The following is a 16,650-nucleotide window of genomic DNA, read 5'->3' as shown; positions in this document are numbered from 1 at the left end:
AAGGCAGTTACTATCCGGCATGAAAACTATCTTTTGGTTGGCAGGTTTTATCCTGTCTTTCAGTCTTTTCTCCTGCGTCTCCCAGAAAGAAATAGCTTATTTTCAGGAAGAAAGTACCGGTAATCAGAACCAGACGCTGGCTATTACCAACCGGTACATCCCCACTATTCAGGCGACGGATATCCTGTCTATTTACGTGAGCAGCCTGAATCCGGAAGCTACGAACTTCTTTAACCCCTACGCTCCCGCTGAGCGCATTGTTGCAGCGCCAACGCAGCCGGGGCAAATCAGCACCTCGGTCGGCTACCTGGTCGACAATGACGGGATGGTTGAATTGCCTCTCCTGGGGAAGCTTAAGCTGGCCGGTCTTACCACAATTGAAGCCCGGGAGATAATACGCGAAAAATTAAAATTTTACCTGAAGGAGCCCACCGTGAATATCCGGTTCCTGAATTACAAAATATCGGTGCTGGGTGAGGTGACGCGTCCCTCGCTGTTCAATGTTCCCAACGAGAAAATCACGCTGCCCGAAGCCCTCAGCCTGGCCGGTGATATTACCATTTACGGCCGACGCGATAACGTGCTGATTATTCGGGAAACCAACGGGCAACGGGAATTTGCCAGGGTGAATATGAACCGGAGAGACTTGTTTCAGTCGCCGTATTATTATCTTCACCCCAATGATGTGATCTATGTCGAGCCCGGCCGGGGGCGCGTAGCCACCGCCGACCGGCTGTATCAGCTTGTTCCGGCGGCCCTGAGTGCTTTATCGTTTATCGCCATTGTAGTTCAGTACACCCTGCGATAAACGGCCGTCTGTTGCTGAAGGAGTCCGGTTAGTAAGTCAGAAAGCTGTTGATTATCAATTTTTGTAAATTGCTGCGCCATTTTACACAACTGCCCTGTCCGGCGTCATACAGAACGCCCGTACGTATAGACCAGAACGCATCAGAACGTGAGCCGGCCTGTATATAAGGTATTTGCGCGGCCGGGATTTGCCCGGAAGCAGCCCAGTTCTGTGTATATGTTAGCAGTAACCATCTGTAAGAACCAGCGGAATGAGTAATCATATTCCTTACACCTATCCGAACCAGGAGCCCATCAAATCTGACTTTCAGGTGACCCTGCATCATTACCTGAAGTATTGGCGGTGGTTCGTCTTTTCGTTGCTGATCGCCCTCCTCGCCGGGTATGTGTACCTGCTGTATGCCACACCCCTGTACAAAGTTCAGTCGAGCCTGCTAATCAAGGATGAAAACAAGGGTATCTCGGAAGAAAACGTCCTGAAAGAACTGGATTTCTTCACCCCGAAGCGGGTGATCGAAAATGAGGTGGAGATCCTCCGCTCCTACACGCTGATGGAAAAAGTAGTTACGCAGCTTGGCCTGAATGTGCGCTATTTCCGCAAAGGAAGCTTCAAAAACCAAGAGATTTACGACGGCTCGCCCATTCGGCTGGAACTGGAAGATCCGCTGCCGCCGGCATATGAGAAGGCCATTCCGGTTGAGTTTGTCAGTGCCTCCACCCTGCGTCTGGACAACAAAACGTACCCGCTGAACCAGTTGGTCAGCACGCCCTATGGCCGGCTGAAGTTTGTGGCCACCCGGCCGTTTTCGGATACCACACAGGCGGTCATTATCAAAATTGACCCCTTGGCCGAAACCGTTCAGGATTACATAAAACGACTTGGTGTTGAACCCAGCAGCAAAGCCTCTACCGTGCTGCTGCTGAGCCTGGAAGATGCCGTACCCAAAAAAGGCACCGATATTCTGAATCACCTGATCGATTCCTACAATGCGGCTGCCGTTGAAGACAAAAACCGGATTGTGGCCAATACCCTCCAGTTTATCGAAGCCCGGCTTAAGCTGGTTTCCGGTGAACTGTCGACCGTAGAAAAAGACATAGAGTCGTATAAATCGGCGGAAGGCATTACCGACATGAGCGCCGAAGCGCAGGTACTGCTCAGCAAGGTAGAGCAAAATGATGCGCAGCTTTCCCAGACCAACATTCAGTTGGGGGCGCTGGCCGATATTGAGCGGTACGTGCTCAACAGCGGGGCTGCCAAAGGCAATATCCCGGCAACGCTGGGCCTTAGTGATCCGGTTCTGGTGGGGCTGATCGGCAAGCTGACGGAACTGGAACTGCAACGCGATGCGATGGCCCGGACCACCTCCGAGGGAAACCCTCTCCTGCGGGCGCTCGAAGATCAGCTCACCGCCACCAAGACCAATATTTACGAGACCATTCAGAACCTGAAGAAAATTTTGAACGGAACCCGCCAGCAGTTGATGGCTACCAACGGCCGGTTTGAGTCGATGATCCGGAGCGTGCCGAGAAAGGAACGGGCGCTGATGGACATTACCCGCCAGCAGTCGATCAAAAATCACCTGTATACGTATCTGCTCCAGAAACGGGAAGAAACCGCCCTGTCGTATGCTGCAACCGTAGCCGACAGCCGGACCATCGACAAAGCCCGCAGCGGCTCCAAACCCGTTAAGCCGGTCAAGCCACTGATTATGCTGCTGTTTGCCTGCGCCGGCCTGATTCTCCCGATCGTGGGCATTACCCTGCGCGATTTACTCAACAAGCGGGTGGCGGAACGAACCGACATCGACGACGCAACCAACGCACCCGTTATCGGCGAGATCGCGAATGTCAGGCACAAAAACCCCATTGTGGTGGCGGGCAACGACCGCACAGCCGTGAGCGAGCAAATCCGGGCCTTGCGGACGAACCTCCAGTTTCTGCGGTCGGGCAGCAACAACATGGTGCTGCTGATTACCTCCAGCATCAGCGGAGAGGGTAAGTCTTTCGTGGCCGTCAACCTGGGGGCGAGTCTGGCACTTATTAAACGGCCGACGGTGATACTGGAGATGGATTTGCGCCGGCCAACGCTGCACACCAAACTTGGCCTGCCGGTACAGACCGGTCTGAGCAATTACCTGGTCGGACAGGCGGAACTCGACGATATTCTGGTGCCGATTCCGGGGTACAACAACTACTGGCTGATTCCGTGTGGGCCTATTCCCCCTAACCCGACGGAGTTGCTGACCAGCCCGCGCCTGGAGGAACTGTTTCTGAAACTCCGCGAACTCTTTGATTTTGTGCTGGTCGATGCCCCCCCCGTTGGTCTGGTCACCGACGCCCAGATTATCGGTGAGCACACAGATGCTACCCTGTATATGATCCGGTACAACGTCACGCCCAAGCAGGCGCTGCGGAACATCGAAACCTTATATCGGGAACAACGCCTGCGGAAATTGAGCCTGGTGCTGAACTCCGTAGAGCAGGAAAGTATGTATGGTTACGGCTATTATGAACCATTGGCGAAGAACAACGGCAGTATGATGCATCGCCTGCGGACGTTCCTGGTACCTTCCCGAAAACGACTAAATTAACTATTCTGCCATTTTATGCAACCATATGTACGACGCAACTGATACAGTGATCGGGATACTCGGATTAGGCTATGTAGGGCTTCCGCTGGCAGTGGAGTTCGGCCGGACCTATCCGGTAATTGGTTTCGATATAAATGCAAGGCGAATAGCAGAATTAACCAACGGCATCGACCGAACGGGCGAAACAACCACCGAAGCGCTGCAAAGCGCCCGCGGACTGACATTCAGCACCGATCCGGAGGACCTCCGCCGGTGTACAGTATTCATCATTACCGTACCAACACCGGTTGATGAGCACAAGCGGCCCAACCTGGTGCCGCTTCTCAAAGCCAGTGAAACAGTGGGCAGTGTGTTGAAAAAAGGCGATATTGTCGTCTACGAATCCACCGTATACCCCGGTTGTACCGAAGAAGACTGCGTACCGGTTCTGGAGCAGGTGAGCGGCCTGCGCTTCAACGTGGATTTTTATGGCGGCTACTCTCCCGAACGGATCAATCCGGGCGATAAGGTCCAGACGCTGACCAAAATAAAAAAGGTAGTCAGCGGCAGTACACCGGAGGTAGGACAAACCCTGAAAGCGCTATACGGCAGCATCATTGAGGCCGGTATCCATCTGGCACCGAGCATCAAGGTAGCCGAAGCCAGCAAGGCCATTGAAAATGCCCAGCGCGACGTAAATATTTCGTTCGTCAACGAACTGGCTATTATGTTCGACATTATGGGTATTGATACCACCGATGTGCTGGAAGCGGCCAGTACCAAATGGAATTTTCTGCCGTTCAAGCCGGGCCTCGTCGGCGGGCACTGCATCGGTGTAGATCCCTACTACCTGATGCACAAAGCCCGGACGCTGGGCTATAACCCCCAGGTGCTGCTATCGGGCCGGTACATCAACGAAAATATGGGTATGTTTGTCGCCAACAAGGTAGTGAAGCTTATGGTCGGTAAAGAGATGCCGGTTAAGGGGGCCAGGGCACTGTTGCTGGGGATTACGTTTAAGGAAAACTGCCCGGACATCCGAAACACCCGCGTGGTGGATATTTACCGGGAGCTGGTGCAGTTTGGCATCAGCGTAGATGTGTATGACCCCTGGGCCGACCCCGCCGAAGTAGCCGAGGAGTACGATATTCAGCTTGTACCGGAACCCACGGGCTTGTACGAGGTCATTATTCTGGCGGTATCGCACCAGCAGTTCCGTACGCTGGAGGTATCGCATTACCGCAACGGCCGGGCTGTTATTTTCGACACCAAGTCGTTTCTAGACCGGGAGCGGCACCTGGTCGATGCACGTCTCTAAACCGATGGCACCATGAACATAGCCTCTATCCGGATGGTCGATTTACACGGGCAGTATCAGCGGCTCAAAGCAGATATTGACGCGGCTATTCAGCAGTGCCTCGACCAGACGGACTTTATCAACGGCGCATACGTCCGGCAGTTTCAGCGCGATCTGGCCACCTACCTGCAGGCAGAGCAGGTCATTACCTGCGGCAACGGCACCGACGCCCTGCAACTGGCGTTTATGGCGCTTGACCTGCAGCCCGGCGATGAGGTGATTGTGCCGGCGTTTAACTACGTGGCCACCGCCGAAGTGTTAACGCTGCTGGGCCTGACACCTGTCTGGGCCGACGTAGACCCTGACACCTTTACCCTGACGGCCGGGACGGCCGAAAAAGCCCTCTCCAACCGCACCAAAGCCATAGTGCCGGTACACCTGTTTGGGCAGTGCGCCGAGATGGAGCCGCTGCTCCATCTGGCCAACGCCCACAACCTGTACGTGATTGAAGATATTGCCCAGGCTATCGGCAGCCGGTATACCGGAGCCCGGTACAACCATCAGATGGCCGGCACTTTGGGTCATGTCGGCTGCCTGTCGTTTTTCCCATCGAAGAACCTGGGTTGCTACGGCGACGGCGGAGCGCTCTGCACCAACCACCCGGAGCTGGCCGACCGGTTACAGATGATAGCCAACCACGGGCAGCGGGTCAAATACCGGCATGAGCTGGTTGGCGTGAATTCCCGGCTGGACACCCTGCAGGCCGCCGTGCTGACGGTTAAGCTCCGGCATCTGGAGGAGTTCAATCAGCACCGGCAACTGGCAGCCTCGCGGTACGACGAGATCCTGGGTGCCATTCCCGGTATCCGGATTCCCGGCCGGGCCGGCTACTCCACCCATGTGTTTCACCAGTACACCATCCGGGTAGCCGATCACAAACGCGACGGCTTACAGGCCTACCTGCACGAACACAATATTCCGTCGATGGTGTATTACCCGATGGCCATGCACCAGCAACCGGCGTATGCCCGCCGGCAGTACCCGGACGGCAGTTTTCCGGTAGCCGAAATGTTGAGCCGGCAGGTGCTTTCGTTGCCCATGCATACAGAACTGACACAGCGGGAACAGGACTATATCGGCTCGGTTATTGCCGACTATATGGCCAGACAGCAGTAAGCATACATGAGCAGCGAAACCGTACATATTCACCCCACGGCCGTAATCGACGAAGGCTGCACTATCGGGCGGGGAACCCGCATCTGGCATTTTTCGCATATTATGCCGGGCTGTGTCGTCGGAGAAGACTGCAACATCGGGCAGAACGTGGTGGTATCGCCGGAGGTAATCCTGGGGCGAAACGTCAAGGTTCAGAATAACGTTTCTATCTATACCGGCGTCACCTGCGACGATGACGTGTTTCTGGGGCCATCGATGGTGTTTACCAACGTGATTAACCCCCGGAGCGCCGTCAACCGCCGGAATCAGTACCAGCGAACGCATGTTGGCAAAGGCGCTTCTATCGGGGCCAACGCCACCATTGTCTGCGGCAACGACATAGGCCCCTACGCTCTGATTGGGGCCGGAGCGGTTGTCACCCGACCTGTACCGGCATATGCCCTGGTGGTCGGTAATCCGGCGCGGCAAACCGGGTGGGTCAGCGAATACGGCCACCGGCTCCGGTTTGGTGATGACCAGCAGGCTATCTGCCCGGAGAGCGGCCAGGTGTATCGGTTAACCGAGCAGGGGCCTGAACGAATTCAGTAATTATCTACATCCATAAACGGGAAACAGGGCATGACATCATCAAAAAAAGTAATACGCTTTGGGGTGGTCGGGTGCGGTCATATCGGAAAACGTCATGCCGAGATGATTTCACAACAGTCGGGTGCCGAACTGGCAGCGCTGGCCGACCTTAAACCCGCCCGGGAATTGGGGCTGGACATATACAATGTCCCCGTCTTTTCGTCGCTCGACGACCTGCTCCGGGCCGATCTGGACCTTGATGTCATCTCGGTAGCCACGCCCAACGGTCTGCATGCGGCCCAGGCGCTGGCGTGTCTGGACGCCGGCAAGCACGTAGTCATTGAAAAACCGCTGGCCCTGACCCGTCAGGATGCCGAGCGGGTGCTGCATAAGGCCCTGGCCCGCCGGCGCGATGTATTCGCCGTGATGCAGAACCGCTACTCGCCCCCCTCACAGTGGCTGAAAGAGGTTGTGGATTCGGGTATTCTGGGGCAGCTTTATATCATTCAGATGAATTGCTACTGGAACCGCGACGAGCGCTATTATACCGAAGGCAGCTGGCATGGTCTGCGCGACCTGGATGGCGGTACCCTGTTTACCCAGTTCTCCCACTTCATCGATATCATGTACTGGCTGTTTGGGGACATAACCCACATTCAGGCCCGGCTGATGGATTTTAATCACCAGCACCTGACCGATTTTGAAGACAGCGGTTTTGTGTCTTTCGAGTTCCTGAACGGCGGCATGGGTACGCTGAATTTCTCAACGGCGGTCTGGCAAAAAAACCTGGAGAGCAGCATCACCATCATTGCCGAGAACGGCAGCATTAAAGTCGGTGGGCAGTACATGGACCGGGTCGAGTACTGCCACATCCGCGATTATACCCTGCCGGAGCTGGCCCCCACCAATCCCGGCAATAACTATGGCGGCTATACCGGCTCGGCGCAGAACCACAACTACGTCTTCGAGAATGTGGTGAATGTACTCCAGAATGAGGCAATCATCACCACCAACGCTATGGAGGGGCTCAAAGTGGTCGATATTATTGAGCGGATCTACCAGTCGGCCAGCCGGGAGTTTGTCAAAGCCCCCCTGCGCCTGATGTCGGAACCCCAGCCTATTGCGTACCCCCAGAAAGCGGCCGGCTGGCAATAAGCCGGCTGACACGACTAAAAAGCCGTAACGGTTTGATAAGTAGAATGAACGTGAGACTTTTTACGGGCGCTAACCGGTCGGAGCGGACAGTCAGTGTTTTACGGAACATCTACCGCTCGTTCCTGTACAAAGGCGTATCTATTGCCGCCACGCTGGTGCTGGTACCGCTGTCGCTCCACTACCTCGACAAAGAACGGTACGGCATCTGGATAACCCTTAGTTCCTTCACCGCCTGGCTTACGTTCTTTGACATTGGCATCGGCAACGGCCTACGCAACCGTCTGACCGAAGCCCTGGCCCGTAATCAGCTGACAGAAGCCCGCAAACTCGTCAGCACGGCCTATGCCGTAACGGGGCTGATGATGGGGCTGCTCTGGCTGATATTTATCCTGGCGTCGCCGTTTATCAACTGGTCGGCCCTGTTTAATGTGTCCCGTCAATGGGAAGACGAACTAAGCCTGGTCGGCACCCTGGTGGTCAGTTTCTTTTTTGCCCAGATGGTGCTGTCGCTCATCAATCCGGTGCTGAATGCCCGGCATCAGAACAGCCGGACGGGCCTGCTTGTATTAGCCATCAACCTCGGATCGCTCACTGGGGTGTATGCGCTCACGGTTGTCACGCATTCGTCGTTTGTGTTGTTTAGTGTTGTGCAGAGTCTGGTATCCTTCGGCAGTTATCTGGTATTCAACTGGTATTGTTTCCGCTATACTTTCCCGGAACTGACCCCTTCCCTGGCTTTCGTCGACCGGCGGAAGCTCAAGGCAGTTATGGACCTGGGCATTAAATTTTTTATCATGCAGGTGGCCGCCGTTCTGCTCTACCAGACCAACAACATTTTAATATCGAGGTGGTTCGGCCCCGACGAGGTGACGGATTATTCTGTCTCGTACCGGTATTTCAACGTGGTTACCATGGGATTCAGCATCATTACCGCCCCGTTCTGGTCGTCGTTCACCGAGGCTTACACCCGGCAGGATTACGCCTGGATTCGGGCCGCCATCCGGCGGTCGGTGCAACTCTGGGGCGTATTGCAACTGGGTTTGCTGGTGATGGTTCTGAACGCCGACTGGGTGTATACGGCCTGGACCGGCAACATGACCAGCATTCCCCTGAGCCTGTCGGTGGCTAATGCCGTGTACGTCAGTCTCTATGCCTGGAATAATATCTTTATTACCTTTCTGAACGGGACGGGCAAGATTCGGCTTCAGTTTATATTTACCCTCCTGATTCTGGGGCTGTTCTTTCCGGTAACGTACGGCCTGGCGGTCGTAGCCGGTATCGGGGTAGAAGGGGTGGTGTGGGGCAACTGCCTCTGTCTGGCTATTCTTGCGGTGCAGGCCCCGCTGCAGTATGTCAAGCTTATTCATACAAAGGCTGCCGGCGTTTGGAATCAGTAGCTTGCGAGTAATTGAATTGTGAACCATAAACGTTATGAAAAGGTCTTTTATTTCTCAAATGGCAAAGCTCAACCGGCTTTTCCGGAAAATTGGCATTGAAGTTAAATTGTACCGGCCAACGAATATGAATTGGTTACGGCAGTATAACATAAAAACCGTAATTGACATTGGCGCAAATGTGGGGCAGTTTGCGCGGGAAATAAGCGGAGTGTTACCCCAGGCACATATTCATTCCTTTGAGCCTCTCGACGTTTGCCACGAGGAGCTGAAAAATAACACCCGGGACCTGGACATTACCATTCATCCGTACGGGCTGGGTGATGCCAATTACCAAACGGCCATTCACCTGCATCAGCACTCGCCCAGTTCGTCACTGCTGAAGATGAATGACCTGCACGAGGAGGTTTTTCCGAACAGCAAGGCGTTTGAATGCCGGCCGGTCCAGGTAAAACGTCTGGACGATGTGCTGAGCCGCGATACGCTCGAAGACAATATCCTGATCAAAGCCGATGTGCAGGGATTTGAAGATAAAGTGATCAGTGGCGGCCGGCATGTATTTTCGCAGGCCAAGGTACTGATTATTGAAACCAGCTTTGAACCGTTTTATGAGCAGCAGGTTCTTTTCGATGACTTGTATGCCATGCTGCGCGATCTGAATTTTTCATTCCGGGGAAATCTCTGGCAGGAAAGCCACCCCCATGATGGACGAGTGCTGCACAGCGACTCGATCTTCATCAAACATTAACGCCTATGCCCTCGACCCGTACGCAATACCTGCTTACCTACTGCCTGATAGCCACCACGGGTGTCGAGTATTTTTACCGTTTTCAGGAATTTGCCATCCTGCTGTTTGTAGTGTCCGGCTATTTGGTGCTCACCCACAAGGTAGCAGCTATGGTAAGACCGTTGCGGATTATTGCGGCCTTTTTTGTGCTGGAACTGGTGCAGGCCCTCTACTTCAACAACTTCGTCTTTACCTCTATACTGAGCCTGATGGTCAAACTGTTTACCATCTATTTCATTGTACAGATCTGCGGCATCCGGCTGATTAAATACTATACGGATGTCATCTATGTACTGGCGCTGCTGGCTTTACCGGTGTACCTGCTGACCTTTATTCCGTCTGTTGAAAACTACCTGATCGAAAACATAGCCAATGTTTTCTTCAAGCCGATTGTGGCGCTGGGTAAAAGTTTATACGAAACCAGCCCCAATATTATCATCTATACCTTCAATCCTTACGCCAAAGAGACCATTATCCGGAACTCCGGCCCGTTCTGGGAACCGGGAGCCTTTGCCATCTTTCTCAACCTGGCTCTTATTTTCAACCTGGCCCAAAAGAAAACCTTGCTCAACCGGCAGAACGCTCTGTTTATTCTCTCGCTGCTTACCACCTTTTCCACGGCCGGGTATGCCACCTTCTTTATTATCCTGATCGGGTATGTGCTCACGACCCAAACCATTGGGCGGGGCATCAAGGTATTATACACCGCCCTGCTGCTGTTTGGGGCGGTCTCAGCATATGATCAGTTTGCCTTTCTGGGCAGCAAGATTCAGGAAAACATCAGCCTGGCTACGGAAGACAACACCTCACGGTTTGGCAGTGCATACCTCGACATCATCGATATTGCCAAAAGCCCGCTGATCGGCTTTGGCCGGCGTAGCGAAAACCGCTTTGGCCGCCTGGGCAGTACGCTTGACTCATCGATCCACCGCAACAACGGGATTACCTTTCTGGCCGCTACCTATGGCGTGCCGGCTGCCGTCCTGTATTTCATCATCCTGTTTTCCTTTTTACGGCGCTACTGCCGGCTGGTCAATTACCCCAGCCGGTTTGCCGTTTACGCGTTTCTGGCCGTTATGTCGTCCGGCTTTTCGCAGGGTATTTTCGACCGGGCGCTGCTGCTATCCTTTCTGTTCCTGGCCGACCGGCTGCAGCAGTTGGAGACGGCCACCGCCCACCAGCAACGGGAGGCCGAACGCTCACCACAACCGGAGCTTGCCGGCCTGGAAAACAACGGAAAGGTATAACGTATGAGAAGCATTGCCGTTATTATACCCACGTTTAACCGGAAAGATTGTCTGCATTCGCTGCTGCAACAACTTGCGGCTCAGCAGCCGGTAGCAATTCACCTCTCGGTTGTGGTTGTGGTTGATGGCTCTACCGACGGCACAACCGAGATGCTGGCGCAGGAATTTCCGGATGTACACTGTGTCATAGGCAATGGCCATTGGTGGTTTACCCGCTCGGCCAACGAAGGCATCCGGTACGCCGAAAACACACTGAAGCCGGATGCCTTTCTGGTCCTGAACGACGACAGTGAGATTGCCCCGGATTACCTCCGGCAATTGGTGACCGCAGCCGGCACCATCCGGCAGCCGGCCCTGATCGGCAGTTTGTCGCTGGCCAATACCCAGCCGCCTATGGTGACCTTTTCGGGCAACAGGAACCTGAGCCGGTGGCGGCTGAAATCGACCAGTTACCTGGCTCCTTTCTGCCCCTTCGACCCGCAAACCATGACCGGTTTGTATCCAACCTACGGACTCGTCGGCCGGGGCATGCTGATTCCGCAGGCAGTCATCCGCCGGATCGGGTATCTGGACGAAGCGGCTTTTCCGCAGTACGGCTCCGACGATGACTATGCCCTGACCGCCCGCGGGCAGGGCATTCCGGTGTACATTTGCTGGGATGCCCGGGTGTCGACCAGCGAGCAGCTCACCTCCGACGGAACCGCCCACCGGCAGCAAAAGCCGCTGGTTTTCCTGAAGAGCTTTTTCAATAAATATTCGATCAATTCAATCCAGAAACACGTTACCTTTTACCGCCGGCACGGCATAGCGCCCCTGTGGCCGCTGGCTACCCTGATTTTCATTGCCGGCACCTGCCGGGCGTATTTCTGGAAGTACCGGAACATTAAAGTTTGAGGTTGGTAGTTTGTAGTTGCTTCGCCAGTTCAAACTACCAACTACAGACTTCAAACCCATAAATCCATGTGCGGAATAGTAGGCATCATACAAACGAATCAGCAGGCACGGCCGCTGGCGGAGAATATCCGGCGCATGACCGATGTGATTGCGCACCGGGGGCCTGACGATGAAGGCTTTCTGTTCGCCGATCCGCAAACGGTCGCCGTGTACGGGGGTGAGTCGCCGGTAGTTGCCGATGCGTTGCCCGACTATTACCCCGCCGAACCGATTACGGCGGCCTATGCGCTCCGGTCTTCGCTGGCGTTTGGGTTCCGGCGGCTGGCGATCATCGACCTGTCGCCGTTCGGGCACCAGCCGATGAGCTACCGCAACCGCTATTGGATTGTTTTTAACGGTGAGATCTACAACTACCTGGAGATTCGGGAAGAGCTGGCGGCTGCCGGCTATGCGTTCCAGTCGCAGTCGGATACGGAGGTGATTCTGGCTGCTTATGCCCATTGGGGAGCCGATTGCCTCAACCGCTTCAACGGTATGTGGGCCTTTGCGATCTACGACCGGGATCGCCACGAGCTCTTTCTGAGCCGCGACCGTATGGGTATCAAGCCGCTGTACTACTACAATTACAACGGCCTGCTCATTTTCGGGTCCGAAATTAAATCTATACTGGCCCACCCCGATGTGGAGACCAGGCCAAATACTACTTATATCGACCGGTTTCTGCGGGAAGGCGTAAACGAATTTCAGGAAGAAACGGCCTTCACCCACATTTACCGGTTTAGCCGGGCCTCCTGGTGGCGGGGGAACATAGCGCAGATTCCGGCGGGCCGGCTGGCGGCTACTACGTTCTGGACGGTGCCGGTCAATCCGTCGACCGAACCTTTTGATCCGCAGAAAGCCGACCAATATGCGCAACAGTACCGGGCATTGTTGCGGGATGCCGTGCGGCTGCGGCTGCGGTCGGATGTGCCGGTCGGAACGGCGTTTTCGGGGGGGCTGGATAGCTCGTCTATTGTCCATTACATTGATGAGCTCCACCGGGAAAATCAGGTTACGCAGAAGCTGAAAGTCTTCTCTACGGTTTACCCGAGCGAAGGAGCCAAAGACTGCGACGAAAGCGAATTTATCAACCTGATGGCCGAGCGCTATCACCTGGAAGCGTATGGCGTAGAGCCGCAGGCCGCTCAGGTGCCGGAGCAGATGCAAAAAATGGTCCGGGCAATGGAAAATCCGCAGGAAAGCACGCTCATGTCGTACATGTTTACCTACGGACTGGTGCGGCAAAACGGCGTTACCGTCACACTCGACGGGCAGGGAGCCGACGAATTGCAGGCCGGCTATAAGTTTTACATCACCAACCACCTGGCCAATGTCCCGGCAAGCGCCCTCCGGCAGGAGTACGCGCTATTCGCCAGCATGCCGGGCAGTCGGTCCTTTGCCCGCCTGGGTGCTGCCTTCAATATCCTGCGGCAAATGGGGCTGGCAACCATTACCCGGCAGGCGTTAAACCGATTGGGAAAGCTGTCTGACCCGTTTGTGACGGTGAACGAACGGCTCCACCGCGACTATTTCAACCATATGGTCACGCTGCTGCACTACGGCGACCATAGTTCTATGGCCTGCTCGGTAGAAGCCCGCTACCCGTTCCTGGATTACCGCCTGGCCGAATTCTGGCACGGGATGCCGGGCGTGTACAAGGTTCACGAGGGCTGGACGAAGTACGTAGCCCGGCTGGCGATGAACGGTCTGCTGCCCGATCAGATTACGTGGCGGAAAGATAAGATGGGCTGGGAAATTCCGCAGGATTACTGGTTCCGGGGAGAGTTGAAAGCGTGGTTCTGCACCACCATTGAAAACTCCGCTTTTCTGCAGTCGATGGGCCTGGGCCGGGACATCCGCCGGCAACTGGATCAGCCCTACACCGATCATAAGCGTATGAAAATGATGCTCCGGCTGCTCAACCTGGCGCTGTGGCACCATACATTTTTCCCGAAACAGCCCATGCAAACCGGCGATCTTACCTACGTCATCGTCACGCCCGTCCGCAACGAGGGCGAACATATTGAGGCCACCCTGCAGTCGGTTATCGCGCAAACCAATAAACCACGCTTGTGGGTTATTGTCGATGACCAGTCGACGGACCGGACGCCGGCGCTTTTGCACCAGTACGCCGGCCGCTATCCCTGGATTAAGGTCGTGAGCGGCCCGGATCTGAAGCGGAACGACTACAGCTCCCGCGTGGTGCAGTTGTTCAACTACGGGCTCAGCCTGGTCGATGTCGCCTACGATGTGGTGGTGAAACTGGACGGCGATGTTTATTTTAAGCCGGATTTTTTTGCCGGCATTCTGGCGGAGTTCCGGCAAAATCCCCGGCTCGGCATTGCGTCTGGTCACCTGACCCTCAACGGCGTCCGGGAGAAAGCCGATACCAGTGCCGGCAACACACGGGGGGCTACCAAATGCTACCGGAAAGCCTGCCTTGCCGACATCGGGGGTGTTTATCCGTACACCAGCTGGGATACCGTCGACAATGCCGGAGCCCGTGCCAAAGGCTGGGAAACGCGTATGTTGCCCTACGAGTTTGAGCACCTGAAACCGGAAGGCTCACGGGCAGGCTCCCCGCTCTACAACCACTATCGTACCGGCCTTTCCAACGGGCGTATTCCGTACGTTGGTGCGTACTTTATGGCCAAGGCACTGTCGAAAGCCCTGGAGCCGCCTTTCTTGCTGGCTCCGCTTGTGCAGCTTTATGGCTATATCCAAACCCGATTTATCCGGAAGGAAAGACCATTCCCCGATTTTGTTACGCAGCAGGTCCGCAAAGAACAAAAAGCGTATCTGCTCCGGCGAATAAAGGGCAAACGGTTACCTCCTCAAACCAACTAGTGTATGTGCGGTATTTCAGGCATCGTCAACTTATCAGAAGAGCCGGTATCCCGGCCGGCGGTCGAAGCCATGATGCTGCGGCAGCGGCACCGCGGCCCCAACGATACCGGCACGTTTGTGGAGGATAACGTTGGCTTAGGCTTTGTACGACTCAGCATCCTGGACTTATCCAGTGCCGGGCACCAGCCCATGCGGTCAGACGATGACCGCTACGTATTGATCTTCAACGGCGAGATCTACAACTACCTGGAAATAAGGCAGGAGCTACAGGCCCGCTTCACGTTTCGCACCCAGACCGATACCGAGGTATTGCTCAACGCCTACCGCCACTGGGGTCCCGACTGCCTGCACCGCTTCAACGGCATGTGGGCCTTTGTGATCTACGACCGGCGGGAGAAAACCCTGTTTGCCGCCCGCGACCGTTTCGGCGTCAAGCCGTTCTACTACTACCTCTCGAACGATACCTTTGTCTTTGCCAGCGAGATCCCGCCCATCTTCGAACACGTTCAGCGGTTACAGCAGCCGCTTCACCCCGACGATACGGTACTCTACAACTACCTGCTGCACAGCCGCACCGACCTGGACGAAAACACCTTTGTCCGGCAAATCAAAAAGCTAAAGCATGGGCACAGCCTGACCATCCGCCGGCATACTGTGGGCATAAACCGCTGGTACCGGCTCGACGAACAGCTGGAAAGCGGCTGGGAAAGTCCGGAAGCGTATTATGATGTATTCGAATCATCCGTCAAACTACGGCTGCGCAGCGATGTGCCGGTAGGTATCTGCCTCAGCGGAGGACTGGACTCATCGTCGGTAGCCTCCACACTGATTACCGGTCTGCACCAGACCGATTACTACGCCTTTTCGGCGGTGTACGGCGAGGGCCGCCGGGGCGACGAGCGCAGCTTTATCCGGGCGTACGAGCCGCAGCTTCCTAATCTGGTGTATGTTCACCCGACGGAAGAAAGCCTGCTGGCCGATTTTGACGAGCTGATGCGCTGCCATTTTGAGCCGTTTGGCGGGCTGAGCATTTACTCGCAGTTTAAAGTTATGAAGGATGCCTCCCGGTATCTGAAAGTGCTGATGGACGGGCAGGGCGCCGATGAGCAGTTGGGCGGGTATCCTTATTTTTTCGGCAGCCTCTTCCGCGAACTGCTGCTGACCGGGCAATTCTCGCGGCTGCTGCACGAGAGCCGGACCTACTACAAAAACCATCGGTCGTGGCAGGCGCTGGCCTACCTGGGCTATTATATGGCCCCGAAAAGCCTGAAAGCAGCCGCATCGTACCGAAAGGCCAACGGCATCAACGCCGACTTTCACCGGCAACAGGCACAGCTATCGGGCATTGCCGACGATTTATACAATCCGAAATCGCTGCGGGAATCGCTGCTCCAGCATTTTGAGAGCAAGCTGGAACACAATCTGAAGTGGAACGACCTCAACAGCATGTATTTCTCCATCGAGCTGCGCGAGCCGTTCCTGGATTACCGGCTGGTAGAGAAAACCCTGGCCTCACCTTCAAACCTGCTGATTCGCAACGGCACCACCAAATGGATTCTGCGGGAGGCTATGCGCAACCGGCTGCCGGAGCCGATTCGGACGCGACAGGACAAGGTCGGCTTTGAAAACCCCGCCGACGACTGGATGCGCTCCCCTGTGTTTCAGCAGAAAGCCGAGGACGCACTGAACAGCCCGGCCTTTGTTCAGTCGGGTTATTTTGACGGAGAAGCGTGTCGGAACCGGCTGAAACTCCATCAGCAGGGCACCATCCATATTGCCCGCGACATCTGGAAGTGGATTGAGGTGGCCCATTTCCTGGGTAAATTTTCAACGGTAAACAGCAATTCCGTGTATTCGGGAGTTCACTAAT

12 protein-coding genes are annotated in these 16,650 nt (G+C 55.2%); all 12 read left to right on the top strand.

The features are described from left to right. The first annotated feature begins 19 nt into the window (after positions 1–19). The 12 genes from ABD931_RS06645 (at position 20) to asnB (ABD931_RS06590) (ending at position 16,649) form a co-directional block, all read left to right on the top strand. On the top strand, positions 20–808 hold the full coding sequence (locus tag ABD931_RS06645) for a polysaccharide biosynthesis/export family protein (RefSeq protein WP_345265218.1): 789 nt from the start codon (positions 20–22) through the stop codon (positions 806–808). A gap of 250 nt (positions 809–1,058) precedes the next feature. Further along, positions 1,059–3,398 (top strand): GumC family protein, encoded by a 2,340-nt coding sequence (locus ABD931_RS06640; protein ID WP_345265216.1) that lies wholly within the window; start codon positions 1,059–1,061, stop codon positions 3,396–3,398. 25 nt (positions 3,399–3,423) lie between these two features. After that, positions 3,424–4,695, top strand: coding sequence for a nucleotide sugar dehydrogenase (locus tag ABD931_RS06635; protein WP_345265214.1), 1,272 nt, complete (start codon positions 3,424–3,426; stop codon positions 4,693–4,695). 12 nt (positions 4,696–4,707) lie between these two features. Then, entirely contained in the window at positions 4,708–5,850 is a 1,143-nt protein-coding gene (locus ABD931_RS06630; protein WP_345265212.1) for a DegT/DnrJ/EryC1/StrS family aminotransferase, read from the top strand. Positions 5,851–5,856: 6 nt separating this feature from the next. Continuing rightward, positions 5,857–6,438 (top strand): acyltransferase, encoded by a 582-nt coding sequence (locus tag ABD931_RS06625; protein WP_345265210.1) that lies wholly within the window; start codon positions 5,857–5,859, stop codon positions 6,436–6,438. Positions 6,439–6,468: 30 nt separating this feature from the next. Next, entirely contained in the window at positions 6,469–7,572 is a 1,104-nt protein-coding gene (locus ABD931_RS06620; RefSeq protein WP_345265207.1) for a Gfo/Idh/MocA family protein, read from the top strand. Positions 7,573–7,616: 44 nt separating this feature from the next. Continuing rightward, positions 7,617–8,969, top strand: coding sequence for a lipopolysaccharide biosynthesis protein (locus ABD931_RS06615; RefSeq protein WP_345265205.1), 1,353 nt, complete (start codon positions 7,617–7,619; stop codon positions 8,967–8,969). A 124-nt stretch (positions 8,970–9,093) separates the two neighbouring features. Beyond that, entirely contained in the window at positions 9,094–9,714 is a 621-nt protein-coding gene (locus ABD931_RS06610; RefSeq protein WP_345265203.1) for an FkbM family methyltransferase, read from the top strand. Positions 9,715–9,719: 5 nt separating this feature from the next. Then, entirely contained in the window at positions 9,720–11,000 is a 1,281-nt protein-coding gene (locus ABD931_RS06605) for a hypothetical protein (RefSeq protein ID WP_345265201.1), read from the top strand. A 3-nt stretch (positions 11,001–11,003) separates the two neighbouring features. Then, positions 11,004–11,894, top strand: coding sequence for a glycosyltransferase family 2 protein (locus ABD931_RS06600; protein ID WP_345265198.1), 891 nt, complete (start codon positions 11,004–11,006; stop codon positions 11,892–11,894). Between the two features lie 66 nt (positions 11,895–11,960). Further along, positions 11,961–14,780 (top strand): asparagine synthase (glutamine-hydrolyzing), encoded by a 2,820-nt coding sequence (gene asnB / locus ABD931_RS06595; RefSeq protein ID WP_345265196.1) that lies wholly within the window; start codon positions 11,961–11,963, stop codon positions 14,778–14,780. A 3-nt stretch (positions 14,781–14,783) separates the two neighbouring features. Beyond that, positions 14,784–16,649: an asparagine synthase (glutamine-hydrolyzing) gene (gene asnB, locus ABD931_RS06590; protein ID WP_345265194.1), complete on the top strand. Its 1,866-nt coding sequence runs from the start codon at positions 14,784–14,786 to the stop codon at positions 16,647–16,649. The last annotated feature ends 1 nt before the right edge of the window (position 16,650 follow it).

This window comes from Nibrella viscosa (genome assembly GCF_039541875.1).
Classification (GTDB): Bacteria; Bacteroidota; Bacteroidia; order Cytophagales; family Spirosomataceae; genus Nibrella; species Nibrella viscosa.
The sequence above is the reverse complement of the archived record's forward strand: the minus strand, read 5'-3'. Positions and strand labels throughout refer to the sequence as shown.

Coding starts and splice junctions, on each gene's coding strand:
- ABD931_RS06645 (WP_345265218.1), top strand. CDS start 20: ATGAAAACTATCTTTTGGTTGGCAGGTTTTATCCTGTCTTTCAGTCTT.
- ABD931_RS06640 (WP_345265216.1), top strand. CDS start 1,059: ATGAGTAATCATATTCCTTACACCTATCCGAACCAGGAGCCCATCAAA.
- ABD931_RS06635 (WP_345265214.1), top strand. CDS start 3,424: ATGTACGACGCAACTGATACAGTGATCGGGATACTCGGATTAGGCTAT.
- ABD931_RS06630 (WP_345265212.1), top strand. CDS start 4,708: ATGAACATAGCCTCTATCCGGATGGTCGATTTACACGGGCAGTATCAG.
- ABD931_RS06625 (WP_345265210.1), top strand. CDS start 5,857: ATGAGCAGCGAAACCGTACATATTCACCCCACGGCCGTAATCGACGAA.
- ABD931_RS06620 (WP_345265207.1), top strand. CDS start 6,469: ATGACATCATCAAAAAAAGTAATACGCTTTGGGGTGGTCGGGTGCGGT.
- ABD931_RS06615 (WP_345265205.1), top strand. CDS start 7,617: ATGAACGTGAGACTTTTTACGGGCGCTAACCGGTCGGAGCGGACAGTC.
- ABD931_RS06610 (WP_345265203.1), top strand. CDS start 9,094: ATGAATTGGTTACGGCAGTATAACATAAAAACCGTAATTGACATTGGC.
- ABD931_RS06605 (WP_345265201.1), top strand. CDS start 9,720: ATGCCCTCGACCCGTACGCAATACCTGCTTACCTACTGCCTGATAGCC.
- ABD931_RS06600 (WP_345265198.1), top strand. CDS start 11,004: ATGAGAAGCATTGCCGTTATTATACCCACGTTTAACCGGAAAGATTGT.
- asnB (WP_345265196.1), top strand. CDS start 11,961: ATGTGCGGAATAGTAGGCATCATACAAACGAATCAGCAGGCACGGCCG.
- asnB (WP_345265194.1), top strand. CDS start 14,784: ATGTGCGGTATTTCAGGCATCGTCAACTTATCAGAAGAGCCGGTATCC.